Genomic DNA, 19,690 nt, shown 5'->3' with positions numbered 1-19,690 from the left:
TAGGCCTAAACCTAACTATACAGGGTGTCTACCAAACGTGGGCAAGTCTTACGTATAACGCCCACAGCAGGGGCGGCCAACTTTGTGCGCTTTTTTGCGCGATAATGGGAGCGAAGCGACCGGCGCAATAAGCGCGCAAAGTAGAACGTCTCGCAGAGGCCCAAAAGGCCGTAGGATACTGCCTGTGATTGTTAGTATTGTACCACTGCGATATCCATTGTAATCACCCATCCATCAGCACCTAGGTTTTTGCAAACAAGACCAGATAGATTACAGTTTTTCAGATCGGAAATAAGGTACTTTCTAATAGGCGAACCTTTGCTCCGCACCACAATGTACTCTTCAAACTCTAAGCGATTAGATTGTATCCGGCAGAATCTATCTCCGCCATACAATAAGCACTCTCTTGTATTTCCGTATTCTCTGCCCCAGTTTTGATCAATATTCACAACAACTTTTCCGTTTGACTTGCGGACTTGAGCAATTTCTGGCAACTCATTGCCATCTTTATCTGCAAATGAAACGTTAATTTCTTCCTCGGGTAGATTTGACTGAAGTATGTCGATCTGAAGTTTTCCGTAAGCAATCACAAAACCATCTTCTGTGGTTCTTTCTGTAACAACCACGCAACCTGAAAGAAATAATGTCAATAAAATTACGATATTCTTCATTATTCTCGAACACTAACACCGTGCTAAGCGGCTGATTTTTGTTGATTTTAATTTGTGCTATTCAAGCACAAATTTGAAGTAATGAAAATGAGTTCGCCTTGAGCGCCTTGTTATGTGTATTTAGTAATGGTTATCTGGGTGGTTTCTTGCTACTTAAGATTTGTTTCCACTTTCTTAAACCATGCTCACCTACAATAAGAAGGCTAAAGACTGTTACTACGATAATCCATTTGGGCATAGAGAATGCTATGACTGCGCTGCTTACAATTAAGGTCGGTATGATAATGAAAATAATCCAATAAAGGGGTATGATGTGCTTTTCATTCATTGTGCGAGTATTTTAGTTTAGAAAGGGGCGGAGTTTTTTGCACACAACGCCCGCAACTGCGGAAATCGGGCGATTTTAGACGCGAAGCGCCGTCCCGGTTGTCCGACAGCCTGTGTTTGTTAACTGTGGTGCACGTCACTACACACGCCTTTCTTTATTAGGAACACAGTGCCCCAATAAATCAACAAATAGCACGTTGCAACTAAAAACCTACCTAATTTTGTTGGTAGAAGCCCTATATCTTCTTGGAACCCGAACAATTCGTCTGGCGCTATGAGTCCAGGAGAGAGATATAGCATCTCAACCAGCTGACCAATATTACTTATTGCCTCAGAATCGCTTCGCCCCATCATTAGAAGGGCAAACGGTAAGGCAATAATAACTACGGACACCCAAATATGTTTATTCATAGCGTACAGTTAACGCCGCCGGCAGGGGCAGCTTACTTTGTGCGCGTTTTGCGCAAAAATGTGAGCGCAGCGACCTGCGCAAAACGTGCACAAGGTAAGCTGCCCCGCGAAGGGCCGCAGGCCCGGAGCAAACTGCTCGGCCTTGTTATTGGGCTCGGAATTGCAGAGCCCACCTTACTAGCTTTGTGCCGACTCCGCTCACTACTGCAACAATACCAAATTGGCCGAGCGACTGGAGTACAAGTTTTGGCCAAAAATCGATTTCTTCCGTAAAAATGGGATGCCATATATAAATTAGCGATATATTTCCCGGAAGCAAGAGAGCTTTGTAAGCCGGCATACCTCCTCCATACACGTTCCAATTTATAAAAAATGCTACTAGGCCGACAAGCAGTCCAACCAGTCCTGAAATAGAAGCGACAACCATAGTGCTGAATTTATTCATGTTGCCCAATAACCCCTGCAGTTGCGGACGACTTGTAGCGACGAAGGAGCGAAAAGGCGTTCCGACAACCTGCGCTTGTTATGTTTTAGTGGAACTGACAAGCTCCTCAAATCGACTCCCGAATTGCTCACCGTATCTTTCATCGACCTTTTTGATACTTTCGATTGCCTTATTTATATCGAAATCTTCAGGGCGACCTTCAATTATTGCCAAGGCTTCATTATGTAATGCGTAAGCTAAATGCGCAGATACAGCCTCACAAAGCATTTCTTTATCAGTGCTACCAAGATGATCACTAAGCAGTAAGCGCATCTCATAAACAGCCTGAGCAAGAATCTTTATTTGGGCATCCTTCTTATCCATGTTTCACTCGTTCAGAAAACATAACGCCAATGTAAACGGCAAGCGACGCAGGAGCGAATCCAGCGGAATGCCGAAGGCATGTAGCGGTGTTTAACATTTTTGTTAAATGTTTTTGTTAAATGTTTTTGTCATGCACTTTAAAGTTAGCATTAGCAACCGCCACCATCTCCGCCTCCACAACCCCCATCACCACCAAAAAATCCACCACCGCCATCTCCACTGTGACCACCACGACCACTATCCGGACCTAAAAGAAAAACAAATTTGATTAGCAGTAGAATTAGAAATACGCCTACTAAAATTGGCAAGATCGTACTTTGAAATACACTTTCTGATTGAAGGTCGGTGTAGTGCCATGAAGCAACTAAACCTAAAATAAATACTATCCATGAAAACATCGTTTTAATCCTGAATGACATTTAACATTGAGCTAACCGGCAGCCAGTGCGAAGCACGCTTTTGGCTGTCCGACGGAGGTCGCATGCGGCCGGAGTGTAGTTAAGCTTTTTGTTAGGCATGCTCTCTACTCAGCTACTGAACACGAGTAACACTCCCTTTATTTGAAAACATTAAATGCTTTGCACGCTTCGTGGTAATACCCTAATCGTCGATTTCCCACCGCCTATCGCCTGCCTCGGTTAGAAATAGAATGGTACTCCAAGACTCAGAATTACTCCAATTCTCTACCTTAACTAGGGCGTTGCTTATGGAGTAGTCACTAAAGCTATCTCCGTCTCGCTCACTTAGCAAAATGGTGCCGTCATTGATGAGAGATTCTATGATGTTGGTTACATCAATAGAACCGTGGTCCCACTTCTCAAACTCCCATTTTAGCTCTATCAGCGATGACTCCTCTGATGCATTTAGAGCGACAAGGAAGTAAGCATCTTGCTCGGTGATTATTTTCATATGATGCCTAACACCCCACACAGGGGCAGATAAATAAGCACAGCGTTTTGGTTGTCCCAGCGACCAACGGGAGCGATCGCTGCGGCTTATTATGTTTCATCGATGGGCTCAACTAACCATCGACCTTTATCTAAATATGCCACATAGCCGGGCTTTAGATCTTTAAATCCAGCTATCCATGGAAATTTCGTAAACAAGCACCCCATACACACAATCATTCCGTCACTTGCATCTTCGGTGGTATTGCACATGAACTGCCAATCACCATCCTTCCAGTGGAGAACCTCAACAATGGGCTGCTCTCCGCTCATGGCGAACTTGGTGGTAACTGCCCCTACATTGTCATCAAAATCGGATGGCCAGTCTTCTGGGCTGAAGGAATGTTTATGTGCTTCTACTTTATTCATGACAAAACATAACGCCTAGATCAGGTGCGCCGTGGGCGTCACCTGGATTTTTGTTAGGTGAACATTGCTCCGTTGTTGCAAGCCCAAGATCTATATAAGCGATTATGTAACCGTATTCCTTCTTTGTTAGCTCACCAATAGTATATTTTTCCTTTACCAGTTTATGTGACCACTGACGACCACATGGTGCATTGGGAATCGTTGTATTAATTTCAAGCAAGTAGGTTTCGTTTATTTTATAGCCTTTTTTGACAGCTGCTTTAGCACACAAACTTAAAGAATACTCAACTGCATACTTATCAATAGTAGGATTACCAATAAACTCTATATCACATGCAAGTTTTCGATCTCCTTGTGAGTCAAAGTAATACAATTTACCAGTACTCGTGCATCCTGCCAGAAATAAGGCAATGACAATGAAAACTATTTTCAAATTTTTCAATGATATTCCTTGTTCACCTAACGCCCCGCACAGGGGCAGACAAATAAGCGCAGTGTTTTGGCTGTCCCTGCGACCAACGGGAGCGCCTGCTGCGGTTTGTAAACTACTTTGTATAAGAGCATATGAAATTAGAACTGTTGCAGCCAAGGCTCCCAGTAGGATGGGGATTAGGAAAACCCAAGCTATAGGCCGCCACCCGTCACTCCATATAATAGAACCCTCAAAATGGTTTATAGGTCCATAAGTTAAAACAATAAACAGTCCTAAATTCGTCCACACCCACAGCATTAACAGTAATGCCGTCGAGACAGGAGACCAACCTATAAAAGGAAGAAAAAAGGACACAACTAATAACCACCTGAATGGATAAAGCTTAAGTGCAACCTTTGTATAAAAATCAGTAAATAGTCTCATAGTGCATACAACAGTTAACGCTTCAAACGGGGGCGCGCGGTAGCGCGTCCCGGCCCGAAGGGCCCTTGCTGCTTTGTCTTGTTAAGTGTTTACCCCAGCCCAGACCTACTACATATGATGAAAGCAACGCAAAACCGATGCTAAAAAACGCTAATGACTCAGCGTAGTCTTGATTGGCGTAAGCCATGAAGAGCGATAAAATCACTAGCGGCAGGCTTAAAATAACAGCACACGCTAATACGGCATAGATTGCTTGAACTCCATTTGCTTTTCCGTACCACAAGCCAACACAAATACCTGCAATTAGCCCAGACAAACAAATTGCATCTTGACCGGAATATGTTCCTGCCAATTTATAGAACCCAATAGTTCCTACCCCTATAAAAAGAAGCATCAATCCTAAAATTTTGAAAATGTGCTTGATCATGTTTTTACACTTAACGCCCGGCGTACAAGCAAAGCAGGTAGTGCTTTGTCCAACCACACGAAGTGTGGCGATTGTGCCGCCACTTGTTAAGTGTTGATGTACTGCCTGTACTCTTCATGGACATCATTGTCTATTTCCACACCTCTGTTACCGCCATACAGACGGTCATTTTTATCTTTACGGGGCCCGGATATCCAATAGTGGTCACCAGACTCGACCTCGAAGTAATTTGCTTTAAAGCCACTACCTTTAAGGCTTTGAAATTTCATTCCTCGATAGTAAAGCGTTTTTCCTGACTTTGATAAGTAAACACGACCAATACGAGCCTCACCTTCTAGGCCGCCCGACTTATCTTCGATATACATTATTTTAGAGCGAGATAGCTTGAATTCTGAAGGAAGTTTCTCTCCCTCAAATTCTCGCTCTTCTTGCTTTCCTTGATGTCTACTCATGGATTTTACACATAACGCCGCCGACAGGGGCAGCTTACCTTATGCGTCTTTTGCGCGAAAATGGGTGCAAAGCGACCCACGCGAAAGGCGCATAAGGTAAGCTGCCCCGCGGAGGGCCGGAGGCCCAGAGCAAATTGCCCGACCTTGTTATGGAGCCCTACCACGAGACTTGATCCATGGCATTCCTGTACGAAGAAAGAGTTTTATAAGTAGCCACTTTAAGAGGTAGCTTTTGCCTCAATACCTGGTATAGAAATACTGGCACTAGCCAAAATACAAAGGTTATTCCCTGCACCACCAATCCGACAATTACTATTTCATTCTCGAAACCTTCGACTAGAAAGAAGAATAACACCAGTAAATTGATGCAACCCACTGCCCATAGAGCTCGGCGGGCATCCTTCACCAATACATCATCTACTACTTCTTTTTGTTTATTGCTCATAGTTGAAAAGCTTCATAACGCCCGCGTCATTTGCCGCAGCGAAGCGGAGGTCAAATGCACGCACTTGTTACGTTTTTATTCAGAACTAGCATAGATTTTTTCTAGTTCGACCACTCTCATTTCACTTAATCGGCGTTTACAGAATGCCATATGTAATCGGTAACCACTGAAGTTTTCAAGTCCGTCCATTTCATTTATAAGTGCACAGTGTGAATCCCTATATGAGCGCCACACAGCTGAGGTTGATTTAAAGCGTTCTATTAATTCGTTTCCATCGGCAGCTTTACTTAGTTTCTCAATAATCTCTGCGTCTAGAGCATCAATTCTTCTTTCAGCTATCATATTATGAGCCCAACCACATTGTGCCGCCCCCCATTTACCACCAGCATCGTCGCATGGATCGTAAATATTCAACTTAATGCACTTTATTAGAATCTCCTGATCTTTAGTTGCCCTACATGACTGCCGATCAATCGAAAACGATTCTAAGTCACTCTCGCTCCATAAAAGTTCTCTGAGCTCTGCTGTGCGTTGCTTGTATGCCGAGATGCAACTCTTTTCATCTTTACATGCATCATTCCGCTTTTTAATCCAGCTAATCTGCTCTTTCTTAATCTCCAACGACTTTTGCCCTGCAAATGTCGACATGACAGACTTATAGACAGCTGATAGATTTTCATCATAAGATCCAAGTCGCCTATTAGAACAGATCAATAATTCAGAACTGGTAGAAGCCTTCTCACAATCAAAGCTTGTGGCAAAAATATCAGGTGAGCTAACAATCAAAAAAGCAATTAATGTAAAGAAACTAATTTTCATTAAATATCCTTATCGCACGTAACGTCTCAAACACCGGCATGATGAAGTTGGCGGCTTTTTTGGAACAAAAAAGGGGACAGCTTTGACTTGTTAACCATTGCCCTCATACCTTAGCCAAGTGCTACCAAGAACAATGGAATCGAACTTGATACCTTTTTCTGTAACTTCCATTTCATAAGGCGGATCTACAGCTGTGGCTGATATTTTCTTGCCCGATAATGAAAAAAGGAAGCATTCTAACTCACCAGTTTCAAGCACATACTCTTTATGCCTACTTAAACCCCAAAAGAGGCACATATTCTCAATACCTATGAGTTTGCTGTCTCTTGTAGATACCCGGGCACTAATGGAGCCACAACCTAAGAACAAAACACCTGTTTCAGGCACGTACAACACTTCCTGAGATACACCCGATGAGCACGACTCCCAGAAAACATAAATAGTCAGATAATCATTGAAGGTAATGGTAGATAAAGTGTTATTTTCAGAGTTACTTGACTCAATAAATATATCTTTATCTCGGCACCAACTGGGATCGGAGCACTCTTCATGCTCTATCTTGATTTCTGCGTCATTTATTGTGATTTTGCTCGATATCATTTTTTATGGTTAACGCCCGGCTTAGGGGCGGACTTGGAGTTCTTTGTGATGTGCTAGCCTAGCGATAAGCACATAAGCAAACAACGGAAAGGCCGACCCAGCCATGCGTCTTTTTACATGGCGACTACAGCCGTTTGTTAAGCGATGCCACCTAAACACCAAAATAGCTACTTACAGCTGCTGTTAATAACAGCAAGCCAAAGAATACAAACATATTTTTAGCAGCCTTACACCTATAAATCTTACCTTTTTCATTCAACCCTCTTGGTACCCACAGAGAGTTAAAAAAGTTAAACCTTACAAATGAACTCTGATTAGTTACATCCTTATTTCTATTTACAGATGCTTTAAACATAAAATAAATACCTTTAAAAAAGCACAACCCACCAATTACTATCGTAACGGCTAGCAAAATGGTTGAAATGACGGCTCCAGCTAATTCCATAGTTTACCGCTTAACAGTTTATTAATGAGCCAATGGCTAACTATCCATTTGGCCACTATTTCTGGGAGGGAGCTTCCAAGCTCCACAGAAAAGCCTATACATACAGCAGGTTATAAATTTTTGTCTAAATAGTAACCAGAGATAGTGAGCCATTGGCTCAAGTCGCCTGGCTCGCCCCCCGCTCTTGAACACATTTTACCCATAATTAAATCAATAAGTTAGGGGGGAATTTCTGAAGATGTAAGCCATGGCTCTATAATTTGAGCTTTCGCACCGGCGGCACGCCCTCTCCACTACTGAAAACCACAGCTAGTATCACCCGCTCGGAATCGCTATAGCCACAATCGAGTTATGCACAGCCAGACGGTTAGCCACTTCGACAATGCAGCTCGCTACCAAATCAGCGGCATGGTCGGCGACGATTACCGGCTGGCCCGCATCGGTCTGCAGAGTCTTGATGGTTACATAAACGCTGGACATCAGATCACCAGCGCCATCAGTCTGTACATTATTCTGATCATCAATGACGGCAATGGTGCATTTAAGCACTGCAGCCGCTTGAGCATCGCTATTGGTGGGCTCTGTGATCTGGGTTACCGTTGCACGCACAATAGTGCCCGCACTGTGGCCGTCATCGATGGTGTAGGCGAACTGCCAGGCCACCAGGCCTGGCACTGTTATCGGGGAAAAGCTGTGCATTATCTATTCCTTTGCTTAATCAGATTTATGTACGCCGTTGTGAGTGATTATGCGGTGTAATGGATTTTCGCCAGCAGCTTAGCTCTTGCCACCTACAGAGACCTTGTACACAGTACGCAGGCCGGCACATTCGACCCGCTCGACGGTTTCCCACGTCAAAGGCTCATCTTCATGCAGTACACCCAGCTCAACCCCCTGACAGTTTTGAGCCTCGTACACTTGGCCAGTACGATCAGTAACGGGGGTTTCACGGCTGCAAATTACCTGGGCACCGCTTTCTGTGGTGAGCAATACACGGGGTATTTCTGGCTCTGTATTTACTGCGCCAATAATGGAGCTTCGGTGGGTGTCCTCGTCGCCTGTATCCCAGCAGTCGATCAGGGCTCCGCTTTCACAGTTGTCCGCTAGCAAACCTTCGCGCAGCCAGCTTCCTGCGGCAACGCACCAGGGGTCTCTGGGTACCGTGGTGCCGCCGCCGTTGCTCGGGGTTTTAATGGTTCCTACATTTCGGCGCCAGGTGTTACCGGCCAGCTGGTAAATGTTGGTGGTTGCGTAATAGGTAACAGCGCCGCCCTGAGTATCCGGATCATCGCACTACACGTAGTACGACAAAGACAAGCTCGGCGAACTCCTCGCTATAAATAAAAAAGACCAGTGTGAAGCCGGAAATCTTAGCTCCAGGTTTACTGACGAATGCGCAAAGCAAGTTGCAAAAGAATTGCGTGAGGAGCTGGAGCCTTTAGCAACTGAATATGGATATGTCCGGGCGGCTTGATGTTTAAGCCTCCCTCTTTAATCACGGGAGTGAGCAAAATGTCTGAGAATCTAAGTATCTGGCAGCGAGTAAAGAAAACTGACGCTCGCTTTGTAAAAGAATCAACGTTATAAGGCCGCAAAACCGCCAGTATCAACTATATAACCATGGTTGAGAAAGCCACCGAAATATCGGGATCAACCGGAATTGGTTGGGGTTATGAAATTGTGGAGAGCGAGACGACCGGAGCGCACCAATAATTGTGGAAGGTCAGGAAATTGGCCACAACCTCACCCATACAATCAGGCTCCGCCTCTGGTACATGGTCGATGGAGTGGGCGGTCATGTTGAAAACTACGGCCATATACCTCGCATCTATTGGTCATATAAAATAAGTATTTTTTCGAAGATAAAGAGGCTGCCAAAAAAGTCTCTTTCTGACGCCCTCAAAAAATGCTTCTCGTTCCTCGGATTCTCTACAGACATTCATAGCGGTGCGAATACCATCAGGAGCGTCAATTAGAAAGCCAAATCGCTAATGATTTATCACTGCTTACAACTATGCGCCGTGGTGATGTGTGCAGCTTGCGGCTGGATAAGCATGTAACCGATGCTGGTATTGATAAAGGGGTTGAGAAGTCAATTAATCAACGCGGCGAGGAGAGGGCTACATATTTGCGCTGGTCTTATAATCACCACCCTGGTTTACGCCAGATAATAAACCAAGCCCGACAGCTTTCCCTTCAAAACTACCGGTGCCCTTTTGCGGTTTCATATCAACCAAAGAAAAGACAGCCGCGGGCGAAGCAAGATGAACATTAGTGCAGGTTAATGCCAGCAAGGCTATCAAACCAATTTAAAGAGGCGCGAGACACCGCAGAGGTTCGCCAGGACTTACCCAATAGCGCCAGGCCAACCTTTCACGAGTTGCGCGCCCTAGCCTCTCACCTGCTCAAGAAATCCGGTCACAGCCCGGAAGAGATTGCAGAAATATGCGCCCATACAGATGCGGAAATTACTGAGAAGTTTTATCTCGGTGGACATGAGCGGGAATACAAAGAAGTGGGTATCAGCATCGACCCAAAACTACCGCTGCGGAAGTGATTGAGAGTTTTTTACGGGGTTTTTGTACGCTCAATCGGGAAAACTGGCTGAAAGCCGCATGAGATATAGAGAAAGATGGTCGGAGCGGCCGGATTTGAACCGACGACCACCACACCCCCAGAAGCACTGGTACAAAAACCTAACCCATTGGTTTTAAAAGATTTTATAGTTGGAATAGCCGCCTATGCAAGCAGCGTCGAAAATAGTGACGAAACTGTACAGGCATACACTACTTTGCTAAGCGGTACGGTGATACCGGATTGACGCCTTAACCACCCCCTCAACTAGCAATTCTTGGCCCTCCCAGACCGGTATTGGCTTGTAATTGCCATTGGCCGACAATAGCCGGCCTCGCTTCAAGTCCAAGATTTTGCATGCCAGCTGCCCATCAAGTACCTCTACCACAACGTTTCTTACTACTCGTGCCAAAGATCAGTCAGCAGCACGAAAATTGCTATCGAAGATACCCCTACTTAGAGTTACCATTGCTGCGAGTATAGAGGACGGACTGCCTGTTAAATACTCATCATGGCTATCATCCATCTAACATCAGTCATCTACTGGGGGCGTGTAATTTACTCAGAGATAATTGTGGCCAATACAAGAGGCTGCTTAAAATACTCTTCAATATTTACTGCCACTTACTACTGCATCGTAGAGCCCATATTTCCATTGCCAATTTGCACGACAATAGCTGTTTGACCAATTCCTGTCTGTGTAGTTGAGTAACTATTATTACTACCTATTTGAGAAGTTATCGCTGTACTCAAAGTAGCTCCCGTTTGAGAGATACCTACAGTATTCATGGAACCAAATTGATTGCTAACAGCGGCGCTAGCAGTAGTCTCAATTTGAAACAAATCTGTATTATTCCCCGTACCGACTTGAATGACCGAGGCACTACTTGTGGTTGTTTGACCTTGAACAAGGGTGGCATTATTCCCTAGACCTATTTGATCAATTAGGGCACTGCTCGCTGTTACTTCACTCTGAGCAAGAAAGGTAAGCGGTACGCAAACTACATACTTTAATGAATAATGTGGTTCATGTACCGCTTACTATTGTTAGCAACACGGTCGGATAGATATTTCGACATTGTTCCTTTTAAACTCGAACCGCGTACAAGCATAACTACATTTTCAGCAAAATTCGTAATATGCATTGCAGCCTGACCTGCTGAATTTGCGCCCCCTACAATATAAATTGTTTCACCTTTACATAATGGTGCTTCGGAAACTCCAGCACCATAAAATACCCCCTTTCCAAGAAAGTGTTCTTCACGATCTAATTCAAGTCTACGATACTCAACACCAGTGGCACATATATTGGCTTTAGCTAACATCTTGCTTCCATCAGCTAATTGCCCGTGAATACGTCCATTTTTGAACTCACCCTTAATTCCTTCACTCATAAGGATAATTTCTGCACCAAACTTCAAAGCTTGTTCACGGGCCCTATCTGCCAGTTCGGCACCACTGATACCTTGTGGAAAACCCATATAATTTTCAATCATTGAACTGGTACCCGCTTGCCCCCCAACAGCATGTCGTTCGATTACTACCGTGCTTAACCCCTCTGAGGCAGCATAAACAGCTGCACTTAAGCCAGCTGGCCCCGCGCCGTAAATGGAGACGTCATATTCTTTCAAGCGAGGAAGAGCAATATATCCGAGACGATTTGCCACATCTCTAACAGAGGGATTAAATAGGAGTGAACCATCTGCAAATTGAACGACAGAAAACCTGACGTTATTCACATCAGATATACCAATATTTTTCAAACAGGTTTCTTCAGAAGCTATTTCTATCCATTCAAAACTAACAACATGGCGCTGAAGAAACTCTCGTAAACTATATCCTTCCGTACTTCCTTTACGCCCAAACAACTTTACTGAATGTATTTCCCCAGACATGAAACTTCCTTTATTTCAATATCAGTGAAGCCCTTAGCTAACAGGTCGTCAATCGTGTCGCAGTCGGGCGTCTTATTCACACTTTGATGAAAAACACCGACGGTAAAATTCAATTTTCTGATGTACTTTGATTGCTCATGCAGCCAAGAGACTATGATCGTGGTTTTAGGGTCTCCATTTTTACGTAAAAATTAGAACAGCTTAGGCACCTGTCTTTAGTCCGGGAAAATCGATATAGCCACTTTCGCCACCTCCGTGCCACGACTCACGCGATGCCTCAGGCGCGAGCGGTGCTCCTGAAGCGATACGGAGTGTATAATCTCGATTGCTAATAAGGGGCGACCAAACGAAACCAAGTCGAGGCTATTTTTCGATTTACGAGATTGCTGCAGCCTTTAAGACCTCAGCGTTTCTCTGGATAAAGTCTGGCCAAGTTGAGGGGAGGCGGCCAATAGCTGCTTTAAAAGCTGTTTCGTCAAATGTTTTATCAGCATCAGGGATAGCGCCAGCTGCATTCAAGCGAAACTGATCTCGAATACACGCCATATAAGCTGGATCAGCACCAGAAGCCACGGCGGATTCATAAAATACCTGGGGGTCCAATTGCTCTAACTTTATGGGCTGCCCAGCCAGCTTACTAATCATCTCGGCAACTTCGGACATGGTGGTGGCATCATAGCCAAGGCGCCAGACCTGACCACTAAACTTGTCAGGGCGCATTAGTGCCGCCGCGGCTATTGCTGCCACGTCACGTGCATCAACCCAACACCACCGCGCATCGCCGATCAAGTTAGTTAAGGTACCGGGTTGTAGCCACCCAAAGCTGATTAAGTTCTGCATGAACCCTTCGGGCCGCAAATGAGTAAACCTGAATCCCTGTTTCTCGATATAAGCCTCGATCATCTGGTGCCAACCCCAATGGGAGACTTCAGCTGTGTCAGCTCCAGAAGCACCAATATGGACTATATGGTCGACTTTGGCGCGTTTAGCCGAATCAATCACCCGCTTGGAATGCTTCATCATATCAACGGTATAACCTGTCATTAGAAGAATTCCATCTATACCAGCTACAGCTTTTTCAACGGTACTTATGTCATCTAGATCAAGCTGAACAGGTTCGGCGCCTATGTCTAGCATGGATTGAGCCTGGTCATTCCGGCGGATTGCTGCGACTGTCTGAATATTCGTATCCTGAGTTAACGTACGAACAACTTCCGCACCAACCTTCCCTGTGGCACCTATAACAAGAAGGCGCCTTTTCTTATGTATATTCATCTAGAAATTTCTCACAGTAATGATGCATTGAAAGCAACTTTTTAACCACTGATTGCATCTTTTTGAACGTCCCCAGCTTTACCGCGCCATCCAGTCTCACGAAGCCAGCTCTCGAAGCTATGAAGGCCTGGGTAGATCTTCCTTAGAGCATCGTAGTCCCGAGGAGCTGCATATCCAAGACGATAGAAAAGGAAGTTATTAAGAACATCATGTGCATTAGGTTGACCAGAGGCCATAAATTCCTCATCGCTCAGAGGTGAGTATTCGGCTGGTATGCCGGTAACGGCCTCAAACTTAGCCGCCACCTCTGACATTTTCAGAGCGTCAGATCCTATACGCAGAGTTCTGCCGCCCCATGTCTTTGCATCTGAAAACATAATGCGCGCGAAAGCTCCGATATCGTCAAGTGCAACCATTTGCCATATAGCATCTCCCGCCAATGGACCACGAAAAATGAGCCCCTCGCGCCCATCTTTGAGTTTTCCTGGCTCTGGTAGGAAGATACTCTGAAAGTTTTCGATATAGGGCTCTGTGACTAATACTGAAACATGCTTTGTATACCAGCCATTTTCTTTTTGACTAAAGAATTCCTCTGACCTGTGCCAGTCTATTTCATGCTCAACCGAGGCCTTTGCATCATAGTGTGGAACAGGTAGTGCACCATTGGACAGGTTTGAAGCCGCGTCAAGTGAAGAGTGAATAAATAGCTCCACACCTGTCTGCTCTGCAACTTCCAGGGCTCTTAACCCTTGTGACCGCTCACGTGCCACGGATTTTTCACCAGCTGACCAAAAATTAGTATTTGAGAAAACCCCGTACCCCCCTTTCATTAATGTCTCAAGGCTCTCTTTATCTTCCAGGTTACCAGTAACAAAGCTTATTCGATCAGAACTAGACTCCTTCATATTATTTGCACGTTCGCTATTTGCATTACGTGTTAATATTTTGATTAACCACTCATTATCTGTATCTCCCAGAAGGGCATTAACAACCGCACGCCCCATTGCTCCAGTTCCACCGATAATTGCAATTGTTTTGGACATAGATCAACACCTATTGAAGTAGTAGAATAACGTCTTCGTTTAATAATTCTTTGTCATTAGTTTCTTTTTCTAGCTTTGAGCTTCCTTAAAAGTCACTGTTCGTAAGCGATCTTACTAGGCCACAGGTGAGTACTCTATTCGAGGTACTCAAGTTGGGTTCTTGAGTAGCCAGTCACCGAAGCTAAACAAGAAGTGACGTCAATCCAGAAACATGGCGGGTGCAGCTTGCGCCAGCCTTCTTGCTGGCAACGCCCCTACATTACGCGACTACTGCCAGCCCAACCTTTTCAAGCTGGATGTTCCAGGGTAATAATGCCTCATAATCCTCAACGGACTGACAGTGTGGAATCTGCTTAAGCACCTCCACATAATACCTGTAGGGGTCAAGGCCGTGGAGTTTGGCAGTGCGAATCAAACTGAAGTGTAGACACAGTGCTTTAGCGCCATTGACCGAAGATGCAAATAGGAAGTTCTTACGAGCCATGACAAAGGGTTTGATTTCCTGTTCAGTCAAATTGTTGTCGATTTCTAGGCGGCCATCGTTGAGGGATGCACATAGCCCATCCCAATATTTCAGGCAGTAATTCATTGCCTTTCCCAGCGGGGATTTAGGTAACACTTGCGGATGGTGCTCATCCAGCCAGTACTTAAAGGCAGTCATAATCGGCCTGGACTCCTCTTGTCGTAAATCGTGTCGCTGCTTTGCGGTCAGCTGATTCTCTTTGGCCTTCCTCTCAATCCGATAGAGCTTCTTATAAAAGTGCATTGCCTGCTTTGCCAGCCCATCCCCTTGTGCCGCTCTTGCTATGGGTTCAAATTTTCGTCGGGCATGAGCATTGCAATGATTTGGGTTTACAGCTGCCTGCTCAAATAACAACTCAAAAAATGGATCAGCATCACAATGCAGCGTGCCTTTAAAGCCGGCAAACCAGTCATTTATGAAATTTTTATGATCAGCGGCATTATATTCATAGAGGATCGCTTCCTTTTCTGGAGGGCCACCTCGGAAACAGTAGGCATAAGATTTTCGGGTTGGTGGCCGGCCAGGTTCATTAAGAACCTGCAGTGATGTGACATCCAAAGCTCCAATATCGTAGCCAATGACGTCGTCTTTTAGCAAATTGATCAGTGGTTGTAGGGGAGTAGCACAATCGATAACAGTACGAGCCATGGTTTGACGGGGAAAACTAAAGCCGGCGCGGGTCTCAAACTGTTTTTCCAGGTGATAGAGCGGCTGTCGATCATCAACCTTGCTGACTATGAGGTGGGCTAGAACGGATTCGGTAAACTTACCCTTGGGTAGGATATGCTTTGGCTTGGGAGCAATAACTATTTGGCCTGCACAGCCTTTGGGGCAGGCCACCTTCTCCCGCAACTCGACAATCACCTCATATACCGGGGGTATGTAGTTCAAGCGCTCATGACGTTCGTAATCAACGAGATTCTTTTGGCAGCCACATGCACAGGTTTTATCCTGTTCTGAGACAGGGATTACCACCTCTTTTCTTGGCAGGTGCTCGGCAAAGCTCTTCTTTGTTTTCTTATGACGCTTGTGTGCCGCAATACTAACCACAGTATCCTGGTCTTTGTCGCTATCAGCATCATTTTCCTCTACAGAACCTTCATCCCGAACTTCTGCACTGTCGAATAACAACCCCTGTGGATCATCAGGGTCTTCGTATCGCTCAGAGCGTCGACCAAAGAGAGAGCGCTGCAGTTGTTTGAATTGAAACAATAGCTGACTGTAAGCCTTTTCAAACTGCTCGCACCGTTGGAGCGAATGTTTGAGTTCACGTGTGAGCTGTTCAACTTGGCACTGTAGCGTATCACCGGTAGCCATTGGGTTTTCCGATGTTAATTTATGTGTGGATTATACCATGGGAAACTATTTTCAATGCTCTATACGTATCAGTAAAAGCGTGAAAAATAGAGTTTTTCTGGTTCTTCTTGCTGAGTAAAGTCCAACCCAGAAAGCAGCCACTGTAGCTGTGAAATCGACAACTCTATGGCATCATTTGAAATGCTAGGAAAGATAAACCTCGACTTCTCATTTCGCTTATAAAGGAGCCAAAATCCATTATCTTCCCAGTAGAGCATACGAATTTTATCGGCCTTTTTATTGCGAAAGACAAAGAGCTGACCGGATGTCGGATCTTTATGTAACGTATCAGCCACCAGCAGCACGATACCATCAATCTGTTTGCGAAAATCGATCGGCTGACGGTAAAACCAGACTTTGGTGTTAAACGGTAGCCACATCGTATTTACAGGTCCATAAGGCCAGGGATTTGCGCCAACAACACCGGACTATTGATCACCAGCTTTATGCCATTGGGGAACTCCAATACGCCCAGGTTTCCCGCAGGGGCTACAGAGGGCTTGATATCCACGGGAACAAAGTCACAGCTATCAGACACAGGAGATTGTTCGGACAGATTGCGGTACCAGTAGAGGAACTGGCTGTAGTTTAGGTTGTGTTTACGAGTATAGGCGCGCTTGGATTGAGAGCTTTTCTCGTAGGCCCTGATATGGGTTTGCCATTGCTGCTGATTCACGGGGCTTTCCTCCGAAGTTGATGGAGGGGGTATCATGACAGCCTGCCAGAGCAAGTTGAATAATGTGGTTCATGTACCGCTTACGGTTGTTTGACCTTGAACAAGGGTGGCATTATTCCCTAGACCTATTTGATCAATTAGGGCACTGCTCGCTGTTACTTCACTCTGAGCAAGAAAGTTTGTATTCTGTGAGCCTGCTTGGTTGATAAAAGCAATACTAGCAATAGTATCCCCCTGAGCTAGGAAGGCTGTATTCATTGCCCCTCCTTGATTTATTAAAGCACTACTTGCAATAGTTGCACCTTGACTAGTAGTAGCATCGTTCATAGAGCCCAGCTGATTAATCCAGGCACTAGTCGCCATTGTTTCACTTTGCCCAGAAATAGCCATATTCATAGTACCAACTTGGTTAATCAAAGCACTACTGACTATGGTTGTACCTTGGCCAATATCAGCATTATTCATAGTACCTATTTGATTAATGATAGCAGCGCCTAAAGTAGTATCTACTTGCTCAGCGTATGTTATATTTCCTTGTCCTAGCTGACTAATTGAAATAAGACTAAGTGCAGTATTATCCTCTTGTATAGATTCTGAACTATTTAACTCCCCAACTTGTATATGGTTTACTGTACTATTGTTGGTGCCTGTGGTTTGAGATATATCCGAACCATTAGAAACACCAATCTGTGTTTGGGTAATGAGATTGTTATGAGTAGTTGGATCTACTTGATTTGAGTTAGCTATATTATCGGACCCAACTTGAATTAATATCGCTGTATTGTTTCCCGCAAAGGCATCTAGACCAATTACAGCAGACACGGCAGTAGCTAGAGAGATTAACTTCTTCATTAGTAACCCTTATACAATAGTTGTACACATATATACATCTTGTGGTCATCGTTGAGCACGGCAGTCATTTTCGTACGATTTAATACTACGTATCGAAATGATTGATTTAGTAGCCAGCGAACTAATACTGTATTCATCAAACAGTAAAATCATATATTGCTATGGATACTATCAGCGCATAGAAAGAGTCTGGAAAGAGCAAAACCAACCCTTACTTCAATTTATAAGGTTGGATAAATCTATCTCTGAGTTAATCAAGTAATTCTGACACCTAAAATCGTACTCAAACAAAACCAACGGGATAAGTCTTGCAGAGTATTAGGCTAGGAACCATAGGATAAAAATCTTAATTTACTAGGAAATAAGTTCATAAAAATAGTGGTTAAATAAGTATATTGATGGAAGTCTCATAAAAGCATAATTACAGCTAGAAGCGATATACTGCCACCAGCTTCCCTCAAGATAAAGGCGCTCTCACCATAAACTTCTGCACGTAGATGGCCTGAACGGGCTTATAGGGTGGCATCCACTTATCTGGATCCTTATCGCCCTTGCTCTGGTTTCGGCCATCGTCGACTAGCCACAGATTCTCAGGGTCTTCAGCAATATGCTCAACATCTAAGTCAGAAGCCAGACTAAAGAACTGGCCTATGTAAGGGTTCAGCCATAGGCCAGTATCGACCCTGCAGCGCTTGTCATTGGTGAAGATAACCGGAGCCAGGGAAAACCGAACTAGCAACTCATGACGGGTGCTTTGCCAGAGTCAGACCAACGTGACAGCCACTCATGGCGGTCATAGCCTTTACTGATGTTAGCCTCTATATCAAAACTGCCAGACAAAACAATAGATAAGATGATAGGTAAAATCAGACGCATGACAACTCCTCATTGTTTTGAGGAGTCGTACATGAGGAAGCTAGAGGGAGGCCCCAGATATACTAGGGCAAAAAGCGAAGACAAGCCGGAGAGGAAGAATCCGCAGTATTATTACCCCAATCGTTAATCAAATTATCGCAAAAGCTGTCAGCGAAAGGGTCTTCTAAATCAATGGGATTACCTAGAGCAACATTTTCCCTTATAGTGTTATTGGAGCTTTCAGGAAGTTGATCACTCACTAATATTCCAACAGTGCCATTATTGTTTGACGTATTCCCTCTGACAACATTATTGGAGCCTTCAATTTCAATACCTGCTGCCATATTGTGACTTGAAGTATTTTGAAAAACAAAAGCTCCACTGGTATCGACCTCAATACCATGTAAATCATTCTCCAGCAAGGTATTGTAGGTGATAGTCCCGTTTAAACCTTCAAAATCAATACCGGCCGAGGCACTACCTACTACCTCATTTAAGGTGACTGTTACGGAGTTACCTTCGACTATTATTCCCTCACCTCCAGAGTCAATCACCGTATTTTGAATGATAAAATTGTTATCGCCATTTGAATCAATTCCATCATCCCCATCCACCTTATTTCCAAGGATCGTATTTCCCTGGATAAGATTAAAATTACTGTCAACTTGTATAGCATCGTCAACCAAATAATCGAGAATTTCAACATAAAGGATAGAGTGAAATCCTACCCCCCCTACCAGAATACCCCCTGGGCAGTTAGAAATAGTTCCACCAGTTACTGAGTGAGAACTACCCTTAATAAATATTCCGAATTTTTCATTGGTGACACTGCCAGTACATGTAATCCCACCATCACCAATCATCCTTAAATTTCCGCCTGGACCAGCAATAGTGAGAGCATAAGGATTCGCATCAGACAGCTCACATTGAAGGTTTTCCGTAAGGATGGCGGGTGTTTTGATCACATCATAACAGCTTACAGCCAAGGACTGAGAGGATATTCCTATTGATAGGGTGCCAAGTGCGATGGGCCATAAACTAAAGGCAGGCACTTTTAAAATCAT

At 44.5% G+C, this 19,690-nt stretch carries 24 protein-coding genes; 1 reads left to right on the top strand and 23 read right to left on the bottom strand.

The window, feature by feature from the left end:
- Window positions 1-191 precede the first annotated feature (191 nt).
- From ACJJIP_RS06645 to ACJJIP_RS06580, 14 genes are all read right to left on the bottom strand, one after another.
- Window positions 192-671, bottom strand: coding sequence for a hypothetical protein (locus ACJJIP_RS06645; RefSeq protein ID WP_444946473.1), 480 nt, complete (start codon window positions 669-671; stop codon window positions 192-194).
- A 1,261-nt stretch (window positions 672-1,932) separates the two neighbouring features.
- Window positions 1,933-2,217, bottom strand: coding sequence for a hypothetical protein (locus ACJJIP_RS06640; RefSeq protein WP_444946472.1), 285 nt, complete (start codon window positions 2,215-2,217; stop codon window positions 1,933-1,935).
- A gap of 149 nt (window positions 2,218-2,366) precedes the next feature.
- Entirely contained in the window at window positions 2,367-2,615 is a 249-nt protein-coding gene (locus tag ACJJIP_RS06635) for a hypothetical protein (protein ID WP_020413316.1), read from the bottom strand.
- A gap of 202 nt (window positions 2,616-2,817) precedes the next feature.
- Window positions 2,818-3,126 carry a hypothetical protein gene (locus ACJJIP_RS06630; RefSeq protein WP_444946471.1) on the bottom strand — a complete coding sequence of 103 codons (309 nt, stop codon included), beginning with the start codon at window positions 3,124-3,126 and terminating at the stop codon, window positions 2,818-2,820.
- An 89-nt stretch (window positions 3,127-3,215) separates the two neighbouring features.
- Window positions 3,216-3,533 carry a hypothetical protein gene (locus ACJJIP_RS06625; RefSeq protein WP_444946470.1) on the bottom strand — a complete coding sequence of 106 codons (318 nt, stop codon included), beginning with the start codon at window positions 3,531-3,533 and terminating at the stop codon, window positions 3,216-3,218.
- Window positions 3,526-4,389, bottom strand: a complete 864-nt coding sequence (locus tag ACJJIP_RS06620; RefSeq protein WP_444946469.1) for a hypothetical protein — start codon at window positions 4,387-4,389, stop codon at window positions 3,526-3,528. Before ACJJIP_RS06620 ends, ACJJIP_RS06625 begins: the two co-directional genes overlap by 8 nt.
- Before the next feature lie 22 nt (window positions 4,390-4,411).
- Entirely contained in the window at window positions 4,412-4,816 is a 405-nt protein-coding gene (locus ACJJIP_RS06615; RefSeq protein ID WP_444946468.1) for a hypothetical protein, read from the bottom strand.
- A gap of 86 nt (window positions 4,817-4,902) precedes the next feature.
- A complete protein-coding gene (locus ACJJIP_RS06610) occupies window positions 4,903-5,268 on the bottom strand; it encodes a hypothetical protein (RefSeq protein WP_282953005.1) in 366 nt (121 codons plus the stop codon).
- A 157-nt stretch (window positions 5,269-5,425) separates the two neighbouring features.
- Window positions 5,426-5,713 (bottom strand): hypothetical protein, encoded by a 288-nt coding sequence (locus ACJJIP_RS06605; protein WP_282953004.1) that lies wholly within the window; start codon window positions 5,711-5,713, stop codon window positions 5,426-5,428.
- Between the two features lie 75 nt (window positions 5,714-5,788).
- On the bottom strand, window positions 5,789-6,532 hold the full coding sequence (locus ACJJIP_RS06600; RefSeq protein ID WP_444946467.1) for a lysozyme inhibitor LprI family protein: 744 nt from the start codon (window positions 6,530-6,532) through the stop codon (window positions 5,789-5,791).
- Window positions 6,533-6,622: 90 nt separating this feature from the next.
- Window positions 6,623-7,132 carry a hypothetical protein gene (locus ACJJIP_RS06595; protein WP_444946466.1) on the bottom strand — a complete coding sequence of 170 codons (510 nt, stop codon included), beginning with the start codon at window positions 7,130-7,132 and terminating at the stop codon, window positions 6,623-6,625.
- A gap of 151 nt (window positions 7,133-7,283) precedes the next feature.
- Complete coding sequence (locus ACJJIP_RS06590; RefSeq protein WP_282953001.1) at window positions 7,284-7,577, bottom strand: hypothetical protein; 294 nt, start codon at window positions 7,575-7,577, stop codon at window positions 7,284-7,286.
- 315 nt (window positions 7,578-7,892) lie between these two features.
- Window positions 7,893-8,276, bottom strand: a complete 384-nt coding sequence (locus ACJJIP_RS06585) for a hypothetical protein (protein ID WP_444946465.1) — start codon at window positions 8,274-8,276, stop codon at window positions 7,893-7,895.
- A 78-nt stretch (window positions 8,277-8,354) separates the two neighbouring features.
- The gene (locus tag ACJJIP_RS06580; protein WP_444946464.1) at window positions 8,355-8,687 is read right to left on the bottom strand and encodes a hypothetical protein; all 333 of its coding nucleotides are present in this window, start codon (window positions 8,685-8,687) and stop codon (window positions 8,355-8,357) included.
- A 1,174-nt stretch (window positions 8,688-9,861) separates the two neighbouring features.
- On the opposite strand from ACJJIP_RS06580, the gene ACJJIP_RS06575 reads away from it, so the two are divergent.
- Entirely contained in the window at window positions 9,862-10,134 is a 273-nt protein-coding gene (locus ACJJIP_RS06575) for a site-specific integrase (protein ID WP_444946463.1), read from the top strand.
- A gap of 1,027 nt (window positions 10,135-11,161) precedes the next feature.
- On the opposite strand, the gene ACJJIP_RS06570 is transcribed toward ACJJIP_RS06575, so the two are convergent.
- The 9 genes from ACJJIP_RS06570 to ACJJIP_RS06530 form a co-directional block, all read right to left on the bottom strand.
- Window positions 11,162-12,046, bottom strand: a complete 885-nt coding sequence (locus ACJJIP_RS06570) for an FAD-dependent oxidoreductase (RefSeq protein ID WP_444946462.1) — start codon at window positions 12,044-12,046, stop codon at window positions 11,162-11,164.
- Between the two features lie 375 nt (window positions 12,047-12,421).
- A complete protein-coding gene (locus ACJJIP_RS06565) occupies window positions 12,422-13,321 on the bottom strand; it encodes an NmrA family NAD(P)-binding protein (RefSeq protein WP_444946461.1) in 900 nt (299 codons plus the stop codon).
- A 41-nt stretch (window positions 13,322-13,362) separates the two neighbouring features.
- On the bottom strand, window positions 13,363-14,364 hold the full coding sequence (locus tag ACJJIP_RS06560; RefSeq protein ID WP_444946460.1) for an NmrA family NAD(P)-binding protein: 1,002 nt from the start codon (window positions 14,362-14,364) through the stop codon (window positions 13,363-13,365).
- Window positions 14,365-14,623: 259 nt separating this feature from the next.
- Complete coding sequence (tnpC, locus tag ACJJIP_RS06555; RefSeq protein WP_444946459.1) at window positions 14,624-16,204, bottom strand: IS66 family transposase; 1,581 nt, start codon at window positions 16,202-16,204, stop codon at window positions 14,624-14,626.
- 68 nt (window positions 16,205-16,272) lie between these two features.
- On the bottom strand, window positions 16,273-16,623 hold the full coding sequence (gene tnpB, locus ACJJIP_RS06550) for an IS66 family insertion sequence element accessory protein TnpB (RefSeq protein WP_444946458.1): 351 nt from the start codon (window positions 16,621-16,623) through the stop codon (window positions 16,273-16,275).
- Window positions 16,624-16,628: 5 nt separating this feature from the next.
- Entirely contained in the window at window positions 16,629-16,919 is a 291-nt protein-coding gene (gene tnpA, locus ACJJIP_RS06545) for an IS66 family insertion sequence element accessory protein TnpA (RefSeq protein WP_444946457.1), read from the bottom strand.
- Window positions 16,920-16,988: 69 nt separating this feature from the next.
- On the bottom strand, window positions 16,989-17,771 hold the full coding sequence (locus tag ACJJIP_RS06540; RefSeq protein WP_444946456.1) for a hypothetical protein: 783 nt from the start codon (window positions 17,769-17,771) through the stop codon (window positions 16,989-16,991).
- A gap of 457 nt (window positions 17,772-18,228) precedes the next feature.
- Window positions 18,229-18,510: a hypothetical protein gene (locus tag ACJJIP_RS06535; protein ID WP_444946455.1), complete on the bottom strand. Its 282-nt coding sequence runs from the start codon at window positions 18,508-18,510 to the stop codon at window positions 18,229-18,231.
- A gap of 199 nt (window positions 18,511-18,709) precedes the next feature.
- Complete coding sequence (locus ACJJIP_RS06530; protein WP_444946454.1) at window positions 18,710-19,690, bottom strand: right-handed parallel beta-helix repeat-containing protein; 981 nt, start codon at window positions 19,688-19,690, stop codon at window positions 18,710-18,712.

It is taken from the genome of Microbulbifer variabilis (assembly GCF_052467165.1).
Note: the sequence above shows the minus strand (reverse complement) of the source record. Positions and strands in the feature narration are given on the sequence as shown.

What these genes read in the sequence shown, in the direction of transcription:
- ACJJIP_RS06645 (WP_444946473.1), bottom strand. Translation starts at nt 671, where the DNA reads ATGAAGAATATCGTAATTTTATTGACATTATTTCTTTCAGGTTGCGTG.
- ACJJIP_RS06640 (WP_444946472.1), bottom strand. Translation starts at nt 2,217, where the DNA reads ATGGATAAGAAGGATGCCCAAATAAAGATTCTTGCTCAGGCTGTTTAT.
- ACJJIP_RS06635 (WP_020413316.1), bottom strand. Translation starts at nt 2,615, where the DNA reads ATGTTTTCATGGATAGTATTTATTTTAGGTTTAGTTGCTTCATGGCAC.
- ACJJIP_RS06630 (WP_444946471.1), bottom strand. Translation starts at nt 3,126, where the DNA reads ATGAAAATAATCACCGAGCAAGATGCTTACTTCCTTGTCGCTCTAAAT.
- ACJJIP_RS06625 (WP_444946470.1), bottom strand. Translation starts at nt 3,533, where the DNA reads ATGAATAAAGTAGAAGCACATAAACATTCCTTCAGCCCAGAAGACTGG.
- ACJJIP_RS06620 (WP_444946469.1), bottom strand. Translation starts at nt 4,389, where the DNA reads ATGAGACTATTTACTGATTTTTATACAAAGGTTGCACTTAAGCTTTAT.
- ACJJIP_RS06615 (WP_444946468.1), bottom strand. Translation starts at nt 4,816, where the DNA reads ATGATCAAGCACATTTTCAAAATTTTAGGATTGATGCTTCTTTTTATA.
- ACJJIP_RS06610 (WP_282953005.1), bottom strand. Translation starts at nt 5,268, where the DNA reads ATGAGTAGACATCAAGGAAAGCAAGAAGAGCGAGAATTTGAGGGAGAG.
- ACJJIP_RS06605 (WP_282953004.1), bottom strand. Translation starts at nt 5,713, where the DNA reads ATGAGCAATAAACAAAAAGAAGTAGTAGATGATGTATTGGTGAAGGAT.
- ACJJIP_RS06600 (WP_444946467.1), bottom strand. Translation starts at nt 6,532, where the DNA reads ATGAAAATTAGTTTCTTTACATTAATTGCTTTTTTGATTGTTAGCTCA.
- ACJJIP_RS06595 (WP_444946466.1), bottom strand. Translation starts at nt 7,132, where the DNA reads ATGATATCGAGCAAAATCACAATAAATGACGCAGAAATCAAGATAGAG.
- ACJJIP_RS06590 (WP_282953001.1), bottom strand. Translation starts at nt 7,577, where the DNA reads ATGGAATTAGCTGGAGCCGTCATTTCAACCATTTTGCTAGCCGTTACG.
- ACJJIP_RS06585 (WP_444946465.1), bottom strand. Translation starts at nt 8,276, where the DNA reads ATGCACAGCTTTTCCCCGATAACAGTGCCAGGCCTGGTGGCCTGGCAG.
- ACJJIP_RS06575 (WP_444946463.1), top strand. Translation starts at nt 9,862, where the DNA reads ATGCCAGCAAGGCTATCAAACCAATTTAAAGAGGCGCGAGACACCGCA.
- ACJJIP_RS06570 (WP_444946462.1), bottom strand. Translation starts at nt 12,046, where the DNA reads ATGTCTGGGGAAATACATTCAGTAAAGTTGTTTGGGCGTAAAGGAAGT.
- ACJJIP_RS06565 (WP_444946461.1), bottom strand. Translation starts at nt 13,321, where the DNA reads ATGAATATACATAAGAAAAGGCGCCTTCTTGTTATAGGTGCCACAGGG.
- ACJJIP_RS06560 (WP_444946460.1), bottom strand. Translation starts at nt 14,364, where the DNA reads ATGTCCAAAACAATTGCAATTATCGGTGGAACTGGAGCAATGGGGCGT.
- tnpC (WP_444946459.1), bottom strand. Translation starts at nt 16,204, where the DNA reads ATGGCTACCGGTGATACGCTACAGTGCCAAGTTGAACAGCTCACACGT.
- tnpB (WP_444946458.1), bottom strand. Translation starts at nt 16,623, where the DNA reads ATGTGGCTACCGTTTAACACCAAAGTCTGGTTTTACCGTCAGCCGATC.
- ACJJIP_RS06540 (WP_444946456.1), bottom strand. Translation starts at nt 17,771, where the DNA reads ATGAAGAAGTTAATCTCTCTAGCTACTGCCGTGTCTGCTGTAATTGGT.
- ACJJIP_RS06530 (WP_444946454.1), bottom strand. Translation starts at nt 19,690, where the DNA reads ATGATTTTAAAAGTGCCTGCCTTTAGTTTATGGCCCATCGCACTTGGC.